Below are 19,358 nucleotides of genomic sequence, written 5' to 3'. Positions count from 1 at the left end.
ATCTTTTAATTTTTCATTTTTAATTCCTAATGTAGCGAGAGCTAAAAAAGAAACCCTTTTGAAAAATTAATCAAAAGGGTTTCTTTTTATATTAACTTTTCATTTTATTAAAAGAGATATAAATAAATTATACTACTCTATTGTAATGCTCCAATCACCATCTGCTTTTACCGCAAAGCTATACATCCCTGAATTCTTGAAAACTTGAGAAGATGACCCTTCATACGTACCAATTTTATTTACTAACAAATTCTGATCGTTCACTTTAATAATAAAATTCCTTGAACCTGTATGTTTTAATTTAACAATGTGGTTTCCACTTGGAACATCGATGAAAACTACGTCATCACCATGACCATTAATCGTACCTGGAACCTTTTCAGATACAGGTGGTGTTTCTTGTGTTACAGTAGCATTCCAGTTGCTACTTGATTTTACTTCTAAATAATATTCTCCACTTACCGGAATAGCAGTAGATACTTTTCCTGAATAATTTCCGATAGTGTTTACTAGCAATTCTATCGTATTACCACTACTATCTTTTAGATGTACAATAAAGTTTCTTGAACCCGTATTATTAAAATCAAAGAATACTAATCCTGAATTTAGTTGCATTTTATTTGTGACTGAGTCTCCAGAACCTTCCATTTTATTCTTTTTACTTTCATATAATTCCTTTAATTGCTTATTCGCTTCTTCATTTGCAATTCTTTTTTCTTCGTTCATCCTATTTTCTTCATCTTTAATGAAATTCCCTAATAATTCTTGATTATTTAATGTTTCAACTTTAATTACTTCCTTTGCATTTAATACTACTGCTACAATTTGTCCCTCTTTAGTATCAAATGTGTATAATCCAGCTGGATTATAGTTATTATAATTTCGTACTTTTATTTTACTCTCTTCTTTTTTATCATCAAATTCCTTAGTACTCATACCAGTAATAAACAAAGATTTTATTTCTTCTGTACTATACTCTTTATATATAGGCTCTTTATCTTCCTTTACTTCATCCGACGAAGTTACTTCTTCTTTTTTTGAATCCTCTTCACTTGTCGTTTCCTCACTTACCTTCGATTCATTTACCGTAAAAGTGTCCTTTTTCGGAGCAAATACAATGCAAATGAATGCAACTGAAAAACATCCGAGACATGCTACAATTGCTTTCATTCTTTTTTGCCAGTCCATTCTCTTATGAAATCTAACAATGAATAACCCACTGATTATCATTCCTAACACTAATAAAAACATAAAAACACCATACATACCTAAATACCTTCCTTTTCCCTTCTTACAACAAAACACCCTATTTATTCATGCGGAAAATGCACATGGCTTTCTCCATTCCAGCTATGATATTAACACATTATACTTATACATGAAATGTTTTTATTATACAAATATAATTATATTTGTATAAACAACTAAACTAACAGGCTATAATTAGTAGTAAATATACAAAATAAACAAAAAAGGATTTTTTAAATTTCAATTTTCAAATAAACTTTAGTAAAAGAAAAAATCCTCCTGCAGTGTAGGAGGATTTTTAAAGTTAACTATAGGCATCGCTTAATTAATTCCCATCTATCCCCCGCTTCCGGTACAATTTCAGATGCAATCGCCACCACCAGTTCCTTCTCCGGTACACAACAAATCACATTTCCACCATCGCCCATTGCACAGTATGAATAGACACCATCTTCTTCTCGTAACCACCATAAGTAACCATATTGATTTGAATTCATCGCTGTTGATTCTTGTACCCACGATTTTGAAAGAATTTGTTTTCCATCATACGTACCTTCATTCAAATACAATTGTCCAAACTTAGCCATATCTCTAGCTGTTAACGTAAGTCCCCATCCGCCTGTCGAAATACCATTTGGATCATGAACCCATCCCTTCACATCTTTTCCGAATAAGTCATCGAATCCAAATGCTTTCATATTGTAGTTTGGAATTTCTCTCATACCGAGTGGCTGAAATAGCTGTTCATTCGCAAATTCACGCGCACTTTTCCCTGTTACACTCGTAATAATTGCTGATAGTAAATGTGCTCCTGCAGATGAATATTTAAAAGCTCCAATTTGTCCGCCGTTCCCAATTCTATTAAGTGTATACTGCACCCAGTCCTGTTGTGTACATAGTTCTTCTAACGGTTCCTGCCAATCTGCATAAGGATATGGAGCTGTCATCGTTAGAAGGTGTCGTACTGTTACTTCAGATGGCTTAACATTATATTCTGGAAAAAATTCTATTACTTTTTGATCAATGCTTTTTATATACCCTTTATCTATGCATATCCCAATTAGCGCAGAGGTTATCGTTTTTGTGACAGACGCTATATGAAATGCATCATCTGAACCGTAACCATTATAATATTTTTCAAAAATAACACTATCTTTCTGCATTACTAACATACCATTAATATTTTTGTATTCTTCTTTTATCATACAATCTAACTGTTCAGCCGTTTTCATCGTTCTTCCCCCTTAATATATGATTAAAAAGGTTCGATAGGTACATAGATATCGACTATATGTTTATGTTCCGGGTGCTGCCTTGGGTCATTTTTATACACTTCAAAAGGATATGAATCTCTCGGTTTATATCCGCTCTTCGGGAGCCATTCACCGTATAAAAAGTTCCATGCCCCTTTGTATTCATCTTGGAATATTTCAAAGTGCCCTACTGCATATTTCCCTGATGGTATTGTCATTAGTCCAATTACGCTATTTCCTTCTTCTACTCCATCTGGAATTGTTATGCATAAACTTGTTCTTAAATGATAGTCCTCAGTAAACTCATGATGATCATGATAAATTGTTAATATCTTCGTATCCTCAAATACATGATAGTTTTGCTCCGCTGCGTAATGAAATAGCTTTCCTATCATTTTTGGAAAATCTATAGCTAAATCTTTATATGTACCTACATGTCTTATGTATGCGACGTTTACTTTGTCCGCTGTTACAATTTCGACCTCTCCTCGAACCTTCTTACACTTATTGTATTGAGAATCTTCGCTAACGTCTTTGCAATTCTTGCTATTGTGATTTCTATAGTGAGACGGACTTACACCGTAATGACTTTTAAATGTCCGAGAGAAAACTGCTGAATCTGTGAAACCATAATGGTAAGCGATGTCTGTAATTGTCATATCCAGGCGATAAGTAAGTAGATGTGTTGCCCTCTCTAATTTCAAACGATTCACATACCGAGATAACCGCTCATCCATCATCCCTTTAAAAATCCTATGAAAATGAAACTTTGAAAAGCCTGCCACATTAGCTAATTCTTCAATTGAAAGCGAATCATTTATATTTGATTCTATATAATCTTGCACTTTATAAATACGCCGTAAATACTCATTCCTACTTTGAGAACTCTCCATATTCATACCTCCTCACAACAAAAAGGCTAACTTCACGTTAGCCTACTTTACACATGTTTTAAAAATAAAACTCTACTCCCGCCGTTCCCATCATAATTTGTATGTACGGATACACCTTCTATTTCATCATCCCCAGCTTCAATTTCAAAGCCAATTTCTTGATGAAATTGTATCGATTTTTTATTAACTGGTGACGTGATTGCTTTTACAACTTTACGGTTATTTGCACGAGCGACATCGAAGAAATAAGAATATAACGTTGATGCAATTCCTTTTCTTCTAAACTTCGGATTTACACCAATAAAGTGAACGTATGCTTTATCTTTATGCGTTTGTGAAAAAAATCCACATAAGAAACCTAACATTTCTCCCTCTTCTTCAATCATAAAACTCGTTTCTTGAAAGTGAACGAAAAACAATTTTGGCAACATACTAGCCATGTCTCTTCCGCCCCACCAATCATTTAAAACAGAATGAATCTTTACATAATCTTCCCCTTGAATGTTTCTTACTCGCATGTATTCTCCCTCTCACTCACTTCATTTTTTCATAAATTTTAATGACCGTTTCTACTAAAAGAATGAATACCCATATTCCGCAAAATACAAGAACAGATTGGAATATCGATCCAATTATCATAACACCAACTGCACCTGTTATTGAAAATGATATCCCACCAAGCCCTGGATCCTGTATAAGTGCTCCAGCAGAAAAAGTGGTTATAATAGATACTACTAGATAAATAACACTCATTATTTTTAATATTTTTATAGAAAGATATGAAATTTGTTTTTCTTCCACTTGTGATAATTCGATTTCCCCACTCGCAATTCCTTTTTGCAAACAATCCTCACATAAAAATTCTTCACTTATTTTTTTACCACCATGCAACGTACCTGTTATTTCTTTACACCTTGAACATTTTCGATTTATCATGTTGTTACCACTCCAATCTATTAAGATTATACTTATATAATTCTACATTTACCTTAATATTCCTTTTATGTATTTTATAGAGAAAGGTTGTGTTTTATGATTTCAAAACTCACATTTGGTTCTAAAATACCTACTGTTCAGTATGTATTACGGCCGAGCTGTTATGCGGTTATTTTTGATCCAACTACTTCAAACATAGCTATCATTCAAAATGGAGAACGTTACTTTTTACCAGGTGGCGGTATGGAAGGTAATGAAACAAAAGAAGAATGTTTGCATCGTGAATTACTCGAGGAATTAGGATGGACAATTGAAATCGAACAGTATATCGGTAATGCAGCGCGCTATTTTTATGCGGAAAAGGAAGATACATATTATTTAAACGATGGGTTCTTTTACATTGCGAACATGGTACATAAACAAACTGAAACCTCTGAAGAAGATCATATTCTAAAGTGGATGTCTCCATTACTTACTATAGAACATTTACTTCACGATCATCAAAAATGGGCTGTTGAACAAGCTCTTTTATTGCAAAAACAAAAATGATCTCCTTCTATGTGAAAGAGATCATTTTAAAGATTAGCTTACTTTTTTCAAATTGAGAGCGGGCTTTTTGATTCCGCCTTTTTTTACAACATATAAACCCACAAAGATTATAAGTCCGCCAACCAGTTGCATCATATTGACTTGCTCTCCTATTGTTACCGCTGCAAAGATAACTGCGAACAGTGGTACGAGATACATATATACCATTACTTTCGTTGAACCTATTTTACTAATACCGACATACCACATTGCAAGTCCAAAGATTGTCGCAAAGACGATTGAATATGCTAGTGAGCCCCAGCTCGGCATATCTACTGGCCACGTTAATGTATTTACGTTGAATAAACAATATATAACGAGAGGTACAATTCCAATTAAAGTAGACCATGATGTAACTCTCATTGCGGAGTATTTTGTAATGAGAGGTTGCGCTAAAATTGGATACCATCCCCACGCAATTGCTGCGACTAATCCAATTATATTTCCAAGCCACGCATACTCGTAAGTAGCTCCTCCTGTATGCCCTGTTAATAAAACGAATGCTGCACCAATAAACGCTACTATTGAACCAATTTGTACTTTCATCGAAAAACGTTCTTGTTTGTGTAATACTGCTAATATCCCTGTAAATATAGGTGACATCGCAATTAATAATGAAGCGTTCGTTGCTGAAGTATATTTCACAGATAGCATAAACATCGTTTGGTACATTGTCGTTCCAACGATACCGACTGCTAATAATCGTAACCAATCTTTTCTTTCAATACGAAGTGAGCGTTCCATTAAAAATGTAATAAGTAATAGTACCGGTGATGCTACTAAAAATCGTAAACTATTAAATTGAATGGATGACATAAATGCCACGCCATACTTTCCAATTGTATAATTTGCTCCCCATACTAAAGCTACTGATACTAGGAGCCATTCCATTTGCCATCGTTTCATCCGAATCTCCCCTTCCCTATTTAGCATAGTAAAATTGGCTGGATATAACACCGTCCAATTGGCTGTTTTTTTACCCAGCCAATTTGTTATACTTGATGTATATAAAATTTGCGGAGGCGTTTGTATGGAATGGAAGCTAGATAACGACAGTAAAATCCCAATTTATCAGCAAGTTGTTGACTTTATTGAAAAACGTATTACATACGGAGAACTGCCTCCAGGTAGCTTCCTCCCTTCAGAACGGAAATTAGCTACGCAGTTAAATGTAAACCGTAGTACGGTAACGACTGCTTATAATGAGCTACGTGCTATGGGGATTGTAGAAAGTACGACTGGTAAAGGTACACGTGTGAGTACACATATGTGGGGCGTTTCTCCAACATTAACGCCGAACTGGAGAGGTTTCGTAGAAGGCGGTACTTTTTTACCAAACTTACCGTTACTTCGCCATATTCGAGCGCAAGTACAGCAAAATGAAAACATGATTGACTTCGCAAATGGAGAGCTCGGTTGTAACCTCTATCCTCACGATCAACTACAAACGATTTTACGAGAACAACCGTTAACACAGTCCTTAAGTTACGATCATCCGCAGGGCTATCTCCCACTAAGACAAGCGGTAGTAAAATATATGAAGGATTATTTAAAAATTGAAGCGACCGAACAGTCGATTATGATTACATCTGGCGCTCAGCAAGCACTTCACCTTATTGTACAATGTTTATTAAATCCAGGTGATGCAGTCGCTTTCGAAAGTCCATCGCACTGCTATTCCTTACCGCTATTCCAATCAGCAGGTATTCGTATTTTCCCATTACCTGTCGATGAACACGGTATTAATCCAGACGATGTGCAAGAGTTGTATAGAAAGCATCGTATTAAAATGATCTTTTTAAATCCAAATTTCCAAAACCCAACTGGAACAATGCTTCATCCAAATCGAAGAAAAAAACTTTTATCACTTTGCGCAGACTTACGAATTGCGATTGTTGAAGATGATCCATCTAGTTTACTTACGTTAGAAAATAAACAACCTTGCCCTACTTTGAAATCGATTGATGAAAATGGAACTGTCATTTATGTACATTCCTTATCAAAAATGATTGCACCAGGTTTACGAGTCGGATGGCTTGTCGCTCCGCAGTCCGTAGTAGAGCGATTATCTGACGCACGGCACCAAATGGAATTAGGAATGAGTATTTTTCCCCAGTGGCTTATGCAACAATTTTTCGAAACTGTACCATTTCAGTCTCATATCGTACCATTGCGACAGCGGCTAGCAGAAAAAAGAGACATTATCGTGCGCGCCCTAAACGAGCAACTTCACGATAAAATCTCTTTTTCAAACCCTACTGGTGGTATTTACATATGGGGGAAATTAAAAGAACCAATAAACGAAAAACAACTTATTATGCAAAGCTTAAAACAAGAAATCGCCTTTATGCCAGGCAGTATTTTCGGTGCGAAAGATGGTTATATACGTTTGTCTTATGGGAAGGTAAATATAGATCAAATTGAGGAAGGGATTGCTCGTTTGCGTGAGGCTATTTTGATTTGTGAAAAATAACTTTAATCAGCGGGGGTTCTGTCCATCCCCACTGATTATTAGCCTTCACCAATCGGACTTTTATGGAGAGTTGATCCCCCACCTAACTTCCTCGTAATCACTTATTTTTGAGGCGGGATTCTTACTGCCCATTAATGCGGGATAGAGCTTTCTCATTTGACAAAACCTAAATCTACCATTATTATCAACACGAACCTATTTATAGGAGTGATTACAATGAAAATTTACGTTGATGCAGATGCTTGTCCTGTAAAAGATGTGATTATTTTTGAAGCTACGAATGCCGAAATCCCTGTTACGCTCGTTACTAGCTTTTCTCATTATTCTAATGCTAAGCAGCCAGCAGGGGTGGAAACAATTTATGTTGATTCCGGAGCAGATGCTGCGGATTACCGGATTATGCAGTTAGCAAAAAAAGAAGATTTAATCGTAACGCAAGATTACGGTCTTGCTTCGCTCGCTTTAGCAAAAGGCTGTATCGTTCTACACCATAAAGGCTATAAGTATACGAATGAAAACATTGAACAACTATTACAAACACGTTATTTAAGTGCAATGATTCGAAAAAGTGGCAAGCGTACAAAGGGACCAAAACCATTTACAGCAGAAGACAAAGAGAAATTTAGAGAGCTCTTTAAAAGTGTAATTTCTCTTTAGAAATGAACCTTCTATTTGCAGGGAAAGCTTTGCAAAGAAAAGAAGAGAATATCCAAATGAACATTCTCTTCTTGAGGTTTATCCGTTTAAAAAGACGGTAAATTATCTAAGTTATTTTCCTTTATACCATCCGGTTCACTACGTATAATATCCCTATCATACTTATGAAATACGTCTACATGAGCTAACTTCCCTGATTTCGCTTCATCAAGAGCAGTAATATAATCTAATTCTCTTCCGCCGCTTGTTTTAAAAGCAATCAAATCGCCATCATCATTTTTACGAACGGCAACAATTTGTTCTGCTCCTGAATTGACTTCATGGTCTACTTCAAATTGAGCTTGCTCTTCTCCTTGATGTAAATAATCATTATAAACTTTTTCAAAGTCTTTTTTATCCATAAAACTCACCTCCAAAACATTTTATTAGTATGTTTGGAAGGGATTGGTTTTATGTATTTTACTCTTAATTTGGATATATTTTTAATACCTACGCGATTCCTTCAAAGTCTCTAATATATCGTCTGTAAAGGCAGTGTTTCCCTCTTTCTCTAGAGCTATGAAATATAAACTTCTTAGGAAAGATCTAATATTTTGTACTAAAACAGCATGCTGAGGATGACGGATGTCTTCAACAATTGCTATACTATGTAGCCAGTTGCTCCACTCTTCTTCTGTTAAAAGGTTTTGATTACGTAACGACATAATTGGTGTTACTAATCTCTCATCCTCAAAATGTATGTATACGTAGTCATTCATACGAACTTTTTGACGAACAGCAGCTAGTATTGCATATGAAAACTCACGATTTTGTATTGTACGTGCTAAAGCATCTAGTGCATCTGCCGCATGTGCAGTAGAATGTGCCCAACCTTTTCCTTCTACGTAACCCCTTATATCTTCTTCTAAATAGACATATTCCAGAACTTGTTCTGCTACACTGTACAGTTGTTCTTCAGATAACAGCGGTTCTCTTTCATGAACAGATAAAATAAGTGGCGGAATTAATACGGAAAACGCACGTTTAAAAACAGAGTCTGTTCCCTTTTCACCAATTTTATAAAATAAATAATCAGGACTAATCGCTTGTAACATTAATCCTCGTAATTCTTTTTGTCTAAATACATCATTTGTAATCCATGTGTGAAGCGTACTATAAATTAGTTCATCACGTAATTCAGCATCTGGTGATCCGATATAATCTAGCATCCACTGCGCATATGGATATGCGTCTACATCCTCTGGTACAGCATAATTATTATTTTTAATTTGTTGTAGCTCTTCTTTTAATTCTAGTACTTCATTCATTATATTTCTTGTCCCCTTTTTACGTTTTTTAACCTATTTTTGCCTTATCCCCTGTAATTATTTTCATAAAATCAAGCCGATTTTTAATATAGTTTTAGTACCTATCCTTCTATGAAATTGATTCAATTATATAAAATTTCTCCCAAGAAATAAAAGGAAATACATATAATATAAGTATTGGCATAGTACAAATACATTGGAACACCGAAGTCTCTCACTTTGTTTACATGCATTTTATATAATTTTAGGTTATAAAATAAAGTATAGTTTTTTCATTTGTATTCAAACGCAGTTACAATCAAAATTGTAATCATTTTAGAACCTGTTTAATAAATTCTGTTTTAGCTTTTGTATATGCTTCTCTATCTTGGTTAAATCTTTTAGCTAACTCTTGCTTAAGATTTGAATAATCATAAACTAATTGCGGATTTTCTTGTAAACGGTTACGAAATAAAAGTTGTTGCTCCCATCGCTCAGTTCCTTTAACCATCAAATGCAGATGAGCTACACGCCTATTATTCTTAACTTTCACAAAGAACCTTCTCCAAGGTCTTTCATCTAATTCTGGGCTTACATAATGCCAATCATATATAGCCAATTTAGTTGAAATATCTAGCACTCTATCAAATGAGTCTGTTTCAGCCATTAGATCAATTATAGGTTTTGCAGGTAAACCAGGTATGGATGTACTTCCTATATGTATTACCTTGCTTATACCGATAGGAGCAAGCAGTTCATAAAGTTGCTGTTCTTCACATCTCCCTTTATCTTGCCAATCAGGATTTGCATGAACTATCTCTACTGACTCATTCGCCCATAAAGGCCAATCGTTTGGATTATCTTTTTTATCCATCCAAAACATCTCCTTTCACAAATTATAACACTATTTTTCATTTTTAAATTTCATGTTTCATGTTTATAGAGATAAAGTATTTCAGTTCATTATTTTAACTCATTCAAAATTGCAATAATTTTTATTACATCTATATTTGGTAGAGTTTGAAGCATAGATTGCTAAACCCTTTTTATTCTGCTATATAAAAGATTTTATATTTCTTTAAATACAACTTCCGGATCATCAAGTTTACTATTCTGAAATACAACGTCCGCACAATCTTTCGGATTATGCTCGTCTATATACATCTTAGAAGCCGCATGATACCTGTTCAAAAACATCTTCTCTGCTTCTTCATAACTCCCAAAAGCTTCTGTCTCTCGCTTTGCACCACGATTTCTCGCAATCTCGAAATCTGTATCTACAAAAATTTTATAATCAAATAAATGCTCAACGTCTTTTTTCAATAGAAATGTTCCATCTACTATTAACACCATATTTTGCAAGGCCACTAGCGGCACATTTTGTACAGGGATGTCCATTTTTAAATTATGAGAAATCGTTTCATATTGTAAATTTCCGTTAGACCCTAAAGGCTTTAATAACCTTTCTTTGAAAGCTGTATAATCATGTGCATCTTCATAATACCCTCTTGCGGATTCTTTTCCTTGCGCGTATCGAATTGCTCTCGGATTATGAAAATCGTCAATACTAGCGCGTGTTACTTGCTCTCCACGATTTTTAAGTTCTTCTGCTAGTTCGTTAGCAAATGTTGTCTTTCCTGATGCCGTAATACCGCTTACTCCAACTCTTATTGGATGTGCTAAATTTAAAGTTAAAATATGATCTGCAATTTTTTTAATGCGTTGTTTTCGGCGCATGACATTCCCTCCCACAACTCTGTTTACATAATATAATTATATTGAATAAACTTCGTCGCTGTTTGTCAGTAAGTCGATGTATTTGAAAAATCGTTGATATATTTTTTTGTTTTATATTTTCCTTACTTCCCTTTAAACCCTCTATACAAAGCAGTTCGTAACTCCTGCTTGTATTCCTCAATTTCTGGCATATCGAGCTCTTCTGCTAATCGGATGGCTAATTCAATATCATATGGTACTCGTACGAGTTGAATGGAAAAGCTCGCTGCTTCTTTTTCATTGTATGTTCCTTCAAAAATTAAATAGGAAGCTTGTGTAATTTCAAGTGGATTTCCTACGCTACCAGCATTACATAACGTTTTCCCCCTAAAATTTTGAATGTATGCTTGATGAACGTCACCGTAGCAAACGATATCTGGTTTTCTTTCTCCTTCTATATTCTCTGTCAAATCACTATTTTCGAACATACTAACACGCTCTTCTCTTGAAGCGTGTGGTTGAACTCTTTCATATAAACTTCTCGGTGAAGCGTGGAACATACGAATGAGTTTTCCGCTCATAAAAAATTCGATTGAAAATGGCAAACTTCTTAAATATTCATTTTGTTCTTCTGACAGTTGTTTTTGATGCCATTTTAACGCTTCAAATTCAGTCGGTTTTGTAATGAAATCATCCCAGTTTCCCATTACGACTTCTTCACATTCTTTACGAACAATTTCAATTACTTCGCTAGAATGAGGGCCTTTTCCTACTAAATCTCCAAGACAAATAATGCGATCGATTCCTCTTAATTTAATATCTTCCAGCGCAGATTCTAATGCTGGAATATTACCATGTATATCTGAAATTACCGCAATTTTATCCAAATGAATCCCTCCATTATTTATTGTTTATTATATCCACATGTTGTGATTGATACCATTTTGGAATATAAGATGAAAAATGATTATGATCTTCTATAATTCGGTTCAATCTTTCTTTCATATCCTCTACTAAGTGTGGCGTGCTTCGGTTTGTCCATACGATATCCGCTGGGAATGTCATCGCTGCATATAATGAATACAGTTTCCAAAAATGGAGTGACGGTTCACCTCCGCAATAACCGTGAACTTGACCAACCGCAAATGGTTTGCTTATTCTTGTAGTAAAAATCGCTACATTATAAAAATCATGTATTGGATCGCCAAAATCATATCCACCAAAATCGATAACAATAAACTCCTTATTGTGAATCATACTATTTGCTGGGTGGTAATCATCGTGTAAAAATGTGATAGGACGATTTTTCAATAAGTCTTTATGATCCTCTACAAAGGTTGATACTGGCTTCATATCAAGAAAGTCTACCTCAAAGTCTGCTAATGCATCTATGTATCTTTCGTATTTATTCCATCGTAATGTTTCCCATTTATCGCTCGCACTTTCTCTTTCTATCGAGTGAATCTTCTTTAATATTTCTCCTGCTTTTCTTCCTGCATTATACTGTTCTTCCACCGATAGCTTACTTAGGCTCTCTTCACCATTTATCCCTTCAATCCATTCAAATACTTGAACACATTTATTTAATTCCTCAAGTTTTATGAAATGAATTAACTTCGGCGTTGGAATATGTAATAACTCCAATTGTTTCATATACATATATTCTTCTTGTTTTCGTTCATAATTAGAAGAATCACACACTTTTACAAAATAAGTTTCTCGATTCTCTAGGTCAATTTTATACTTCTCTTCATGTGAAAAACCTTTTGTAATAGCTGTACATTTTACAATACGTGACCACTCTAGTTTTCTTTCTATCTCTCTTAACATTTCTTCCATAAAACTCACCTCTATCAATATACGTACAAACTACCTAACACTTCATGCTCTCGTTTATTGTCCCCTTTAAACTCCACTGCAAAAGGATATTCACCCTGGTTCTTTAGGCGTTCTTGCACTAGCCCTTCTCCAAGTGGTTCACAAAACTGCACATGAATGTCGCCAAATGATACACTTTGACACTCAGCATTCCATTTCTCATTTTTTACGACTGAGCTTGCAGTTAGCCCCATTACTTCTTTCCATTTCCGAACTGTTTCCCGAACATTTTTCACCGCATAATGAATCGTTTCAATTTGTTGTACTTTGTTTTTATGCTCCGTAGTTGTTCCTGTTTTACGTAAATCGTTTCTTCTTTCTTCGTCCGTTTCATTCCACTGTATAAAGAAAGGTAATTTCGGTCCGTCCTCTTCCTGCTTTACAAATAACATTTTCCATTCTAAAAGGCGACCATCTTTTCTCATACGTTTCCCTTCAAATGGCCCTATCGTTTGTAAGTCATGTTTGCTTAATTTATCTGCTAGTTCTTCAATTTCATTTGTTCGAATTGCGATTTGTAGCATTCCTTCTCCATTTTGTAATTTCACCACTGTTTCTTGTACTAATGGATTTTCTGCTTCCTTCGCTTTTTCTTCATGCTGAACTGCTAAAAATTCTATATATGATAAATCAAAATAACATAAACTATTCCAAGTACCCCAGTTTGTATGCTCACCGCCTAATGCAGTATGAAAACCTAGTGCCTGCATTTGTTTTGTCGCCTCCTCAGGCGTACAATGAACTGCGTGAACGAGATGATCAAATGTTAACATTTTCTTTCTCCCCTTTCTCTCCATCCTTTTATTGTATATTTTCTTTTTATTTCATTCAATTCAAAAAAAATAAAACCTAGTTGATTTATACGATTAATATGTATTATAATAAAACAAATTTAAATATTGCTGATTGGAAAAACCAAAGGCACTTTTCTCATACGGGAAAAGTGCCTTTTTATTTATCCCGCATTAACAGGCAGTAAGACCCCCACCTAAAAATTCAGCGAAAGCAAAGAAGTTAGGTGGGGATCAACTGCCCGTAAATGCCCGATTGGTTCAACTAATAATCAGTGGGGGATGAAGAAAACCCCCACTGATTAAAGTTTCACTTTATTATTACAGGGGGATTATTTATGCAAAAATTAATTGTCTTTGCTATTATTGGATTTTTCGCTCAATTGATTGATGGCGCACTTGGTATGGCGTACGGGGGAACGTCTTCCTCTTTATTATTAATGTTTGGTATCGCACCGGCTGTTGCATCTGCATCGGTTCATTTAGCTGAAGTCGTTACAACTGCGGCTTCTGGTGCATCTCATATACGATTTGGAAACGTTGATAAATATACAGTTTCCAGGCTTACATTGCCTGGAGCAATTGGTGCATTTGTTGGAGCATGTTTTTTAAGTAATTTACCTGGCGATGTAATTAAACCGTACATTTCCTTATTTTTATTTACTTTAGGAGTTTATATTTTATTACGATTCATCATTCAAAAACAAATTGTTTCTTCAAATAAGCGTATGTCTGCTAAACAACTTGTACCGCTCGGTCTGTTCGCAGGATTCGTTGATTCAACTGGCGGTGGTGGCTGGGGACCTATTACGACACCTGTTCTTCTTGCAAAAGGAAATGATGCTAGAAAGGTTATTGGATCTGTAGATACGAGCGAATTTCCTGTTTCACTCGCTGCAACAATTGGCTTTTTCATCTCACTTGGTTGGGAACAAATAAGCTGGGTTTGGGTATTTGCCCTAATGCTCGGTGGTATTGTTGCCGCACCAATCGCCGCGTGGTTAGTACGCATCGTTCCTTCGCATTTACTTGGCGTACTCGTTGGCGGACTTATTATCTTTACGAATATACGTACATTACTTACATCATTTAAAGTTGATCCAACTATTATTACACTTTCTTATGTTGCTGTTGGTCTTATCGTTATTATTTCTATTTTCATTTCTGTCCGTAACCATTCAACGTATTCGAAACAAGAGGCGAATAGCTATCCGACTGATCACAAACAAATGCTACCATAATTAAGTAAAATACCGCCCGATTTACTTCGAGCGGTATTCTTTATTTTTCAATCTTCCAATTTATCATTGCTTCAGTACTATTTACTCTTTTCATATGTAATTTCTCTAATACACGAATAGAGCTATAGTTATCAAGGAGTGTCTCCGCTATAATCGTTTCCACTTCTCCTGTTTGAAAAGCCCATTTCATTAATTCACTAACTGCTTCTGTTGCATACCCTTTATTCCAATATTTCTCAATAAATCCGTAACCAATTTCTACTGTATGGTGCTCGTTCGGTTTCCCTTTAAATCCTATATCACCTAGAACAACATCATCCTCTTTCCGAATAACATACCACGCGCCCCACGGTAATAAAGCCGCATCTCGTTTCACATTTTCTATATGCCCTAAAATATGCGGGCCACTATTGTATCCTTGATTATTCGCAATTTGAACCCATTCTTCCGCACATGGGATAATATGTAATCTTTCAGTTTCTAATTTCATAACGATGTCCCCTTTTCAATTAAACAATACTACAATTCTACTATAAATATATAGAATATTCATTCTTTTTTCGCGTGCGCATATGTTTATTCTTTGAAACAAAATAAAAAACTAATCCCTTTTGATATTTATGTCGAATTATATAATCTGAATTTTCTTTTAATTTTAAAGGGTTTTTCATTATTTTTTGCGAAACTTTTGTATAACAGTTTTTTCTTTATTTATTGTTACATAACAGTAGGTTCGGGTGGAGTTTTGCAAGCGTTTCCTATACAATAACCGATATTTTTTGACTTTTCCTAACAAAATTCCTTGCAATATATTCAGAAAGTCATTACAATTGCCATATATTAAAAATCTTAGCAATATATAAATCCTCATCAATCCGATGAGGTAGAGGTTGCAACTTTTAAGAGTAGAACGGCCGAGACACAGAGAATGTCACCGACTCCGTTTGAAAGGAAAAGTTGCCGAAGTTTATATTTCATCTCTGGAAATATGAGCTGGGGCTGTCTCCGAAAGGAACAGAACTGTCACGTTTACAAAATTACCGTGTAAACGTGGTGTGCTATCTTAACGGAAGGGTATGATGGGGTGGTTATTTGTGAAACGTTCCGCCTAATTCTTTTGGCGGTTTTTTGTATTTTTCTCCCCCGCTCCTTCCTAACCTACAAGAAAAGGAGTGTTGAACATGAATAGCGCAACAAATCAATCTACCTCTAAAACGCAAACTACACAAGGACAAGGTGAATTAAAACGCGGATTAAAATCTCGTCACCTTACGATGATTTCTCTCGGTGGTACAATCGGTACCGGACTATTTCTTGCCAGCGGTGGTGTAATCCATTCAGCTGGTCCTGGCGGTGCACTAATCGCATACGCTGCAATCGGAATTATGGTTTATTTTTTAATGACAAGCTTAGCAGAACTCGCAGCTTACATGCCTGTTACTGGATCTTTTAGCACTTATGCAACAAAATTTGTTGATCCATCACTTGGCTTTGCACTTGGATGGAACTATTGGTATAACTGGGCGATTACGATTGCAGCTGAACTAGCGGCCGTAACATTAATTATGAAATTTTGGTTCCCAGATACCCCTTCTCTTATTTGGAGTGGACTTTGTTTAGCTATTATTTTTCTCTTAAACTATTTATCTGTTAAAGGTTTTGGTGAATCTGAATATTGGTTCGCACTTATTAAAGTAGTTACTATTATTATCTTTTTAATTGTCGGTTTTATGATGATTTTTGGAATTATGGGCGGCGAAGCTGTCGGCTTTAAAAACTTCACTGTTGCAGATGCACCATTTAATGGCGGCATCATGGCAATTATCGGTGTATTTATGGCTGCTGGTTTCTCATTCCAAGGAACTGAATTATTAGGAGTAGCTGCTGGTGAAACTGCTGATCCAGAACGCAATATTCCAAAAGCAATTCGTTCTATCTTTTGGCGCATTATATTATTCTATATTTTAGCAATTCTCGTTATCGGTTTATTAATTCCTTATACGACTGATAGCCTTGCAGCAAGTGATGTTACAGTAAGTCCATTTACACTAGTATTTGAAAAAGCGGGCGTTGCCTTCGCTGCTTCTGTTATGAACGCTGTTATTTTAACGGCAGTTTTATCTGCTGGTAACTCTGGAATGTACGCATCAACTCGTATGCTTTGGGATTTAGCTCGCCAAGGAAAAGCACCAAAGTTCTTAGGAAAATTAGATAGCCGCGGTGTACCTGTTAACGCATTAATCGCAACATCAGTAGTTGGTAGCGTCGCTTTCATCGCTTCTTTATTCGGTGACGGTGTTGTATACATTTGGTTATTAAATGCTTCTGGGATGTCAGGATTTATTGCTTGGGTAGGGATTGCTATTAGTCATTACCGTTTCCGAAAAGCCTATATTGCACAAGGGAAAGATTTGAAAGATTTACCATATCAAGCGAAATGGTTCCCGTTCGGTCCAATCTTTGCATTTGCACTTTGTGTTATCGTTATTTTAGGCCAAAACTACGGAGCATTTACAGGAGCATCTATCGACTGGAACGGTGTACTCGTTTCTTACATCGGTTTACCACTCTTCTTAGTACTATGGTTAGGCTATAAATTTACTAAGAAAACGAAAGTCATTCCACTTGATAAATGTGAACTGAAATAAAGTAAAACGAGCAAACAAAATTGATATGATCCCCTTATAGTAGACAGGAAAAAGAAAGCACATTAACCTGTTTACTATGGAGGGGATTTTTTTATGGGAAAAATTAGAGTCACTTACGATGTAGAATTTAAGAAACAAGCTATAGATTTATACTTAAAAGAAGGCATGAGTTATAAAAACATTGCGAAAGAATTAGGTATTCATCACTCGGTTGTAAGTCGTTGGGTGAAACACTTTGAAGCTGAAGGAATCAAAGGACTAGAAGAAAAACGCGGTAAAGCGAAAGGACCAGGGTTAGGTAGACCAAGGGTTAGACCCGAAGATCCAGAAGCTAAGATCAGACGATTAGAAGCGGAAAATGAAATGTTAAAAAAGCTCTTAGGGATGTAAAAGGAGGAATGAAAGTCGTATCCAAAACGAAAAAATTCGAAGTCATCCATGAAATGACAAAAACAGGTTATACAGTGACCATTCTATGCGATATTGCTGGTGTAACCAGAAGTGGGTACTACAAATGGATAAAACGGCATACGACGCCTTCAAAAAAACAATCAGAGGATATCGAAATTAAGAAAAAGATATTGGCGTGTCATAAAAAATTAAGAGGAATTTATGGATATAGAAGAATACAAGTGTGGCTGAAAGCCACATATAACCTTTATTTGAATCATAAGCGCATCCAAAGATTGATGAGTGAACTAGGTATCAAAGCCGTAATTAGGAAAAAACGACCTTATTACGGAAAAAAAGAAGCTTATGTGATTTCAGAGAACCATCTAAATAGGGAGTTTCAAGCTTCAAAACCGAATGAGAAATGGGTAACCGATATTACCTATTTGATTTTCAATGGACAGCGCTTGTACTTATCCGCTATTAAGGATTTATACAATAATGAAATTGTTGCCTATGAAACCAGTCGTAGAAACGACTTGAAACTTGTGTTAGATACACTGAAAAAGGCAAAGAAAAAACGAAATGTGAAGGGAATCCTCTTACATAGTGATCAAGGGTCCCAGTATACATCTCGTCAATATAATCAATTACTTAAAAAATATCAGATGAAGGCAAGTATGTCTCGAAGAGGCAACTGTTGGGATAATGCTTGTATGGAAAACTTCTTCAGTCACTTTAAGGCAGAGTGTTTTCATTTACACTCCTTCCATAAAGCGAATGAGGTCAAACTTGCCGTGCGTAAATATATGCACTTTTATAATCATCAAAGATTTCAAAAGAAATTAAATAACCTGAGTCCATATAAATATAGAACTCAGGTTGCTTAGTTGCGCTTTTTAAATACTGTCTACTTGACAGGGGTCACTGCAAATTGTTTGCTCGTTTTTTTAATGCAATGCTTCTCCCTTCCCTATTTCTCCTGTTTTTGCAATAATAGAGGAAATATAAATAAAGGTTGGGATTACATGAACATTCGTATTACTGATGAAGCAAAAGCAGCTATACATAGACTAGAACGTGAAGACAAAAAGATCATTCGTATTAGAGGTACAATGACAAACTCTTGCAGCATTTTTGTTGATGTTGATTTAATTTTGGATACATATAATGCGGATGATGTTGTATATGAAGATGAACAGCTTATTGTACAAATGGACTCATTCACGAAAGACTACACTGGTGGTACGTTAAAACTTGATTATAAAACGACTGGTTTTAGTATTACGACTCCAAGTGAGACGTTGGTGTATGGGTTGTCGATTAAAAAATAACAATTGTTTTTAACTGACCACTGAGG

General features: G+C 35.5%; 22 protein-coding genes and 1 riboswitch. Of the genes, 8 read left to right on the top strand and 14 right to left on the bottom strand.

Features of this window, described 5'->3' with window-relative positions; genetic code table 11:
* Positions 1 to 132: 132 nt before the first annotated feature.
* From ACFVQC_RS18950 to ACFVQC_RS18930, 5 genes are all read right to left on the bottom strand, one after another.
* The gene (locus tag ACFVQC_RS18950) at positions 133 to 1,266 is read right to left on the bottom strand and encodes a tripartite tricarboxylate transporter TctB family protein (protein WP_377896137.1); all 1,134 of its coding nucleotides are present in this window, start codon (positions 1,264 to 1,266) and stop codon (positions 133 to 135) included.
* 290 nt (positions 1,267 to 1,556) lie between these two features.
* Positions 1,557 to 2,480, bottom strand: coding sequence for a serine hydrolase domain-containing protein (locus ACFVQC_RS18945; RefSeq protein ID WP_377896136.1), 924 nt, complete (start codon positions 2,478 to 2,480; stop codon positions 1,557 to 1,559).
* Positions 2,481 to 2,503: 23 nt separating this feature from the next.
* A complete protein-coding gene (locus ACFVQC_RS18940) occupies positions 2,504 to 3,394 on the bottom strand; it encodes an AraC family transcriptional regulator (RefSeq protein WP_377898915.1) in 891 nt (296 codons plus the stop codon).
* Between the two features lie 47 nt (positions 3,395 to 3,441).
* On the bottom strand, positions 3,442 to 3,912 hold the full coding sequence (locus tag ACFVQC_RS18935) for a GNAT family N-acetyltransferase (RefSeq protein WP_377898914.1): 471 nt from the start codon (positions 3,910 to 3,912) through the stop codon (positions 3,442 to 3,444).
* A gap of 16 nt (positions 3,913 to 3,928) precedes the next feature.
* On the bottom strand, positions 3,929 to 4,330 hold the full coding sequence (locus ACFVQC_RS18930; RefSeq protein ID WP_377896133.1) for a DUF3980 domain-containing protein: 402 nt from the start codon (positions 4,328 to 4,330) through the stop codon (positions 3,929 to 3,931).
* A 96-nt stretch (positions 4,331 to 4,426) separates the two neighbouring features.
* On the opposite strand from ACFVQC_RS18930, the gene ACFVQC_RS18925 reads away from it, so the two are divergent.
* Positions 4,427 to 4,879 carry an NUDIX hydrolase gene (locus ACFVQC_RS18925; RefSeq protein WP_377896132.1) on the top strand — a complete coding sequence of 151 codons (453 nt, stop codon included), beginning with the start codon at positions 4,427 to 4,429 and terminating at the stop codon, positions 4,877 to 4,879.
* A gap of 33 nt (positions 4,880 to 4,912) precedes the next feature.
* Here the strand turns inward: ACFVQC_RS18925 and ACFVQC_RS18920 are convergent, their stop codons facing one another.
* Positions 4,913 to 5,824: a DMT family transporter gene (locus ACFVQC_RS18920; protein WP_377898913.1), complete on the bottom strand. Its 912-nt coding sequence runs from the start codon at positions 5,822 to 5,824 to the stop codon at positions 4,913 to 4,915.
* Positions 5,825 to 5,948: 124 nt separating this feature from the next.
* On the opposite strand from ACFVQC_RS18920, the gene pdxR reads away from it, so the two are divergent.
* Both pdxR and ACFVQC_RS18910 read left to right on the top strand, forming a co-directional pair.
* The gene (gene pdxR, locus ACFVQC_RS18915) at positions 5,949 to 7,391 is read left to right on the top strand and encodes a MocR-like pyridoxine biosynthesis transcription factor PdxR (protein WP_377898912.1); all 1,443 of its coding nucleotides are present in this window, start codon (positions 5,949 to 5,951) and stop codon (positions 7,389 to 7,391) included.
* Between the two features lie 216 nt (positions 7,392 to 7,607).
* Complete coding sequence (locus ACFVQC_RS18910) at positions 7,608 to 8,048, top strand: YaiI/YqxD family protein (protein WP_377898911.1); 441 nt, start codon at positions 7,608 to 7,610, stop codon at positions 8,046 to 8,048.
* Between the two features lie 86 nt (positions 8,049 to 8,134).
* Here the strand turns inward: ACFVQC_RS18910 and ACFVQC_RS18905 are convergent, their stop codons facing one another.
* The 7 genes from ACFVQC_RS18905 to ACFVQC_RS18875 all read right to left on the bottom strand — a co-directional run bounded on the left by ACFVQC_RS18905 (position 8,135) and on the right by ACFVQC_RS18875 (position 13,701).
* Positions 8,135 to 8,449, bottom strand: coding sequence for a DUF3892 domain-containing protein (locus ACFVQC_RS18905; RefSeq protein ID WP_377898910.1), 315 nt, complete (start codon positions 8,447 to 8,449; stop codon positions 8,135 to 8,137).
* A gap of 81 nt (positions 8,450 to 8,530) precedes the next feature.
* On the bottom strand, positions 8,531 to 9,355 hold the full coding sequence (locus tag ACFVQC_RS18900; RefSeq protein WP_377898909.1) for a DUF2785 domain-containing protein: 825 nt from the start codon (positions 9,353 to 9,355) through the stop codon (positions 8,531 to 8,533).
* A gap of 310 nt (positions 9,356 to 9,665) precedes the next feature.
* A complete protein-coding gene (locus ACFVQC_RS18895; RefSeq protein ID WP_377898908.1) occupies positions 9,666 to 10,208 on the bottom strand; it encodes a GrpB family protein in 543 nt (180 codons plus the stop codon).
* Between the two features lie 194 nt (positions 10,209 to 10,402).
* Positions 10,403 to 11,071, bottom strand: a complete 669-nt coding sequence (locus ACFVQC_RS18890) for a nucleoside/nucleotide kinase family protein (protein WP_377898907.1) — start codon at positions 11,069 to 11,071, stop codon at positions 10,403 to 10,405.
* Positions 11,072 to 11,193: 122 nt separating this feature from the next.
* Positions 11,194 to 11,937 carry a metallophosphoesterase family protein gene (locus ACFVQC_RS18885; RefSeq protein WP_377898906.1) on the bottom strand — a complete coding sequence of 248 codons (744 nt, stop codon included), beginning with the start codon at positions 11,935 to 11,937 and terminating at the stop codon, positions 11,194 to 11,196.
* A gap of 13 nt (positions 11,938 to 11,950) precedes the next feature.
* Complete coding sequence (locus ACFVQC_RS18880) at positions 11,951 to 12,889, bottom strand: aminoglycoside phosphotransferase family protein (RefSeq protein WP_377898905.1); 939 nt, start codon at positions 12,887 to 12,889, stop codon at positions 11,951 to 11,953.
* Between the two features lie 14 nt (positions 12,890 to 12,903).
* Positions 12,904 to 13,701 carry a VOC family protein gene (locus ACFVQC_RS18875; protein ID WP_377898904.1) on the bottom strand — a complete coding sequence of 266 codons (798 nt, stop codon included), beginning with the start codon at positions 13,699 to 13,701 and terminating at the stop codon, positions 12,904 to 12,906.
* 356 nt (positions 13,702 to 14,057) lie between these two features.
* Between ACFVQC_RS18875 and ACFVQC_RS18870 the strand changes: the two genes are divergently transcribed.
* On the top strand, positions 14,058 to 14,960 hold the full coding sequence (locus ACFVQC_RS18870) for a sulfite exporter TauE/SafE family protein (RefSeq protein ID WP_377898903.1): 903 nt from the start codon (positions 14,058 to 14,060) through the stop codon (positions 14,958 to 14,960).
* A 40-nt stretch (positions 14,961 to 15,000) separates the two neighbouring features.
* Here the strand turns inward: ACFVQC_RS18870 and ACFVQC_RS18865 are convergent, their stop codons facing one another.
* Positions 15,001 to 15,450 carry a GNAT family N-acetyltransferase gene (locus tag ACFVQC_RS18865; protein ID WP_377898902.1) on the bottom strand — a complete coding sequence of 150 codons (450 nt, stop codon included), beginning with the start codon at positions 15,448 to 15,450 and terminating at the stop codon, positions 15,001 to 15,003.
* Between the two features lie 386 nt (positions 15,451 to 15,836).
* Positions 15,837 to 16,029, top strand: a riboswitch (Lysine riboswitch).
* 112 nt (positions 16,030 to 16,141) lie between these two features.
* On the opposite strand from ACFVQC_RS18865, the gene ACFVQC_RS18860 reads away from it, so the two are divergent.
* From ACFVQC_RS18860 to ACFVQC_RS18845, 4 genes are all read left to right on the top strand, one after another.
* Positions 16,142 to 17,608: an amino acid permease gene (locus ACFVQC_RS18860; RefSeq protein ID WP_377895855.1), complete on the top strand. Its 1,467-nt coding sequence runs from the start codon at positions 16,142 to 16,144 to the stop codon at positions 17,606 to 17,608.
* A gap of 93 nt (positions 17,609 to 17,701) precedes the next feature.
* Positions 17,702 to 17,998 (top strand): transposase, encoded by a 297-nt coding sequence (locus ACFVQC_RS18855; RefSeq protein ID WP_215575441.1) that lies wholly within the window; start codon positions 17,702 to 17,704, stop codon positions 17,996 to 17,998.
* Positions 17,999 to 18,006: 8 nt separating this feature from the next.
* Positions 18,007 to 18,888 (top strand): IS3 family transposase, encoded by an 882-nt coding sequence (locus ACFVQC_RS18850; protein ID WP_341111275.1) that lies wholly within the window; start codon positions 18,007 to 18,009, stop codon positions 18,886 to 18,888.
* A 138-nt stretch (positions 18,889 to 19,026) separates the two neighbouring features.
* A complete protein-coding gene (locus ACFVQC_RS18845; protein ID WP_377898901.1) occupies positions 19,027 to 19,332 on the top strand; it encodes an iron-sulfur cluster biosynthesis family protein in 306 nt (101 codons plus the stop codon).
* Positions 19,333 to 19,358: the final 26 nt, after the last annotated feature.

Origin of the sequence: Bacillus sp. NPDC057893 (genome assembly GCF_042796455.1) — a bacterium.
Lineage (GTDB): Bacteria > Bacillota > Bacilli > Bacillales > Bacillaceae_G > Bacillus_A.
Note: the sequence above shows the minus strand (reverse complement) of the source record. Positions and strands in the feature narration are given on the sequence as shown.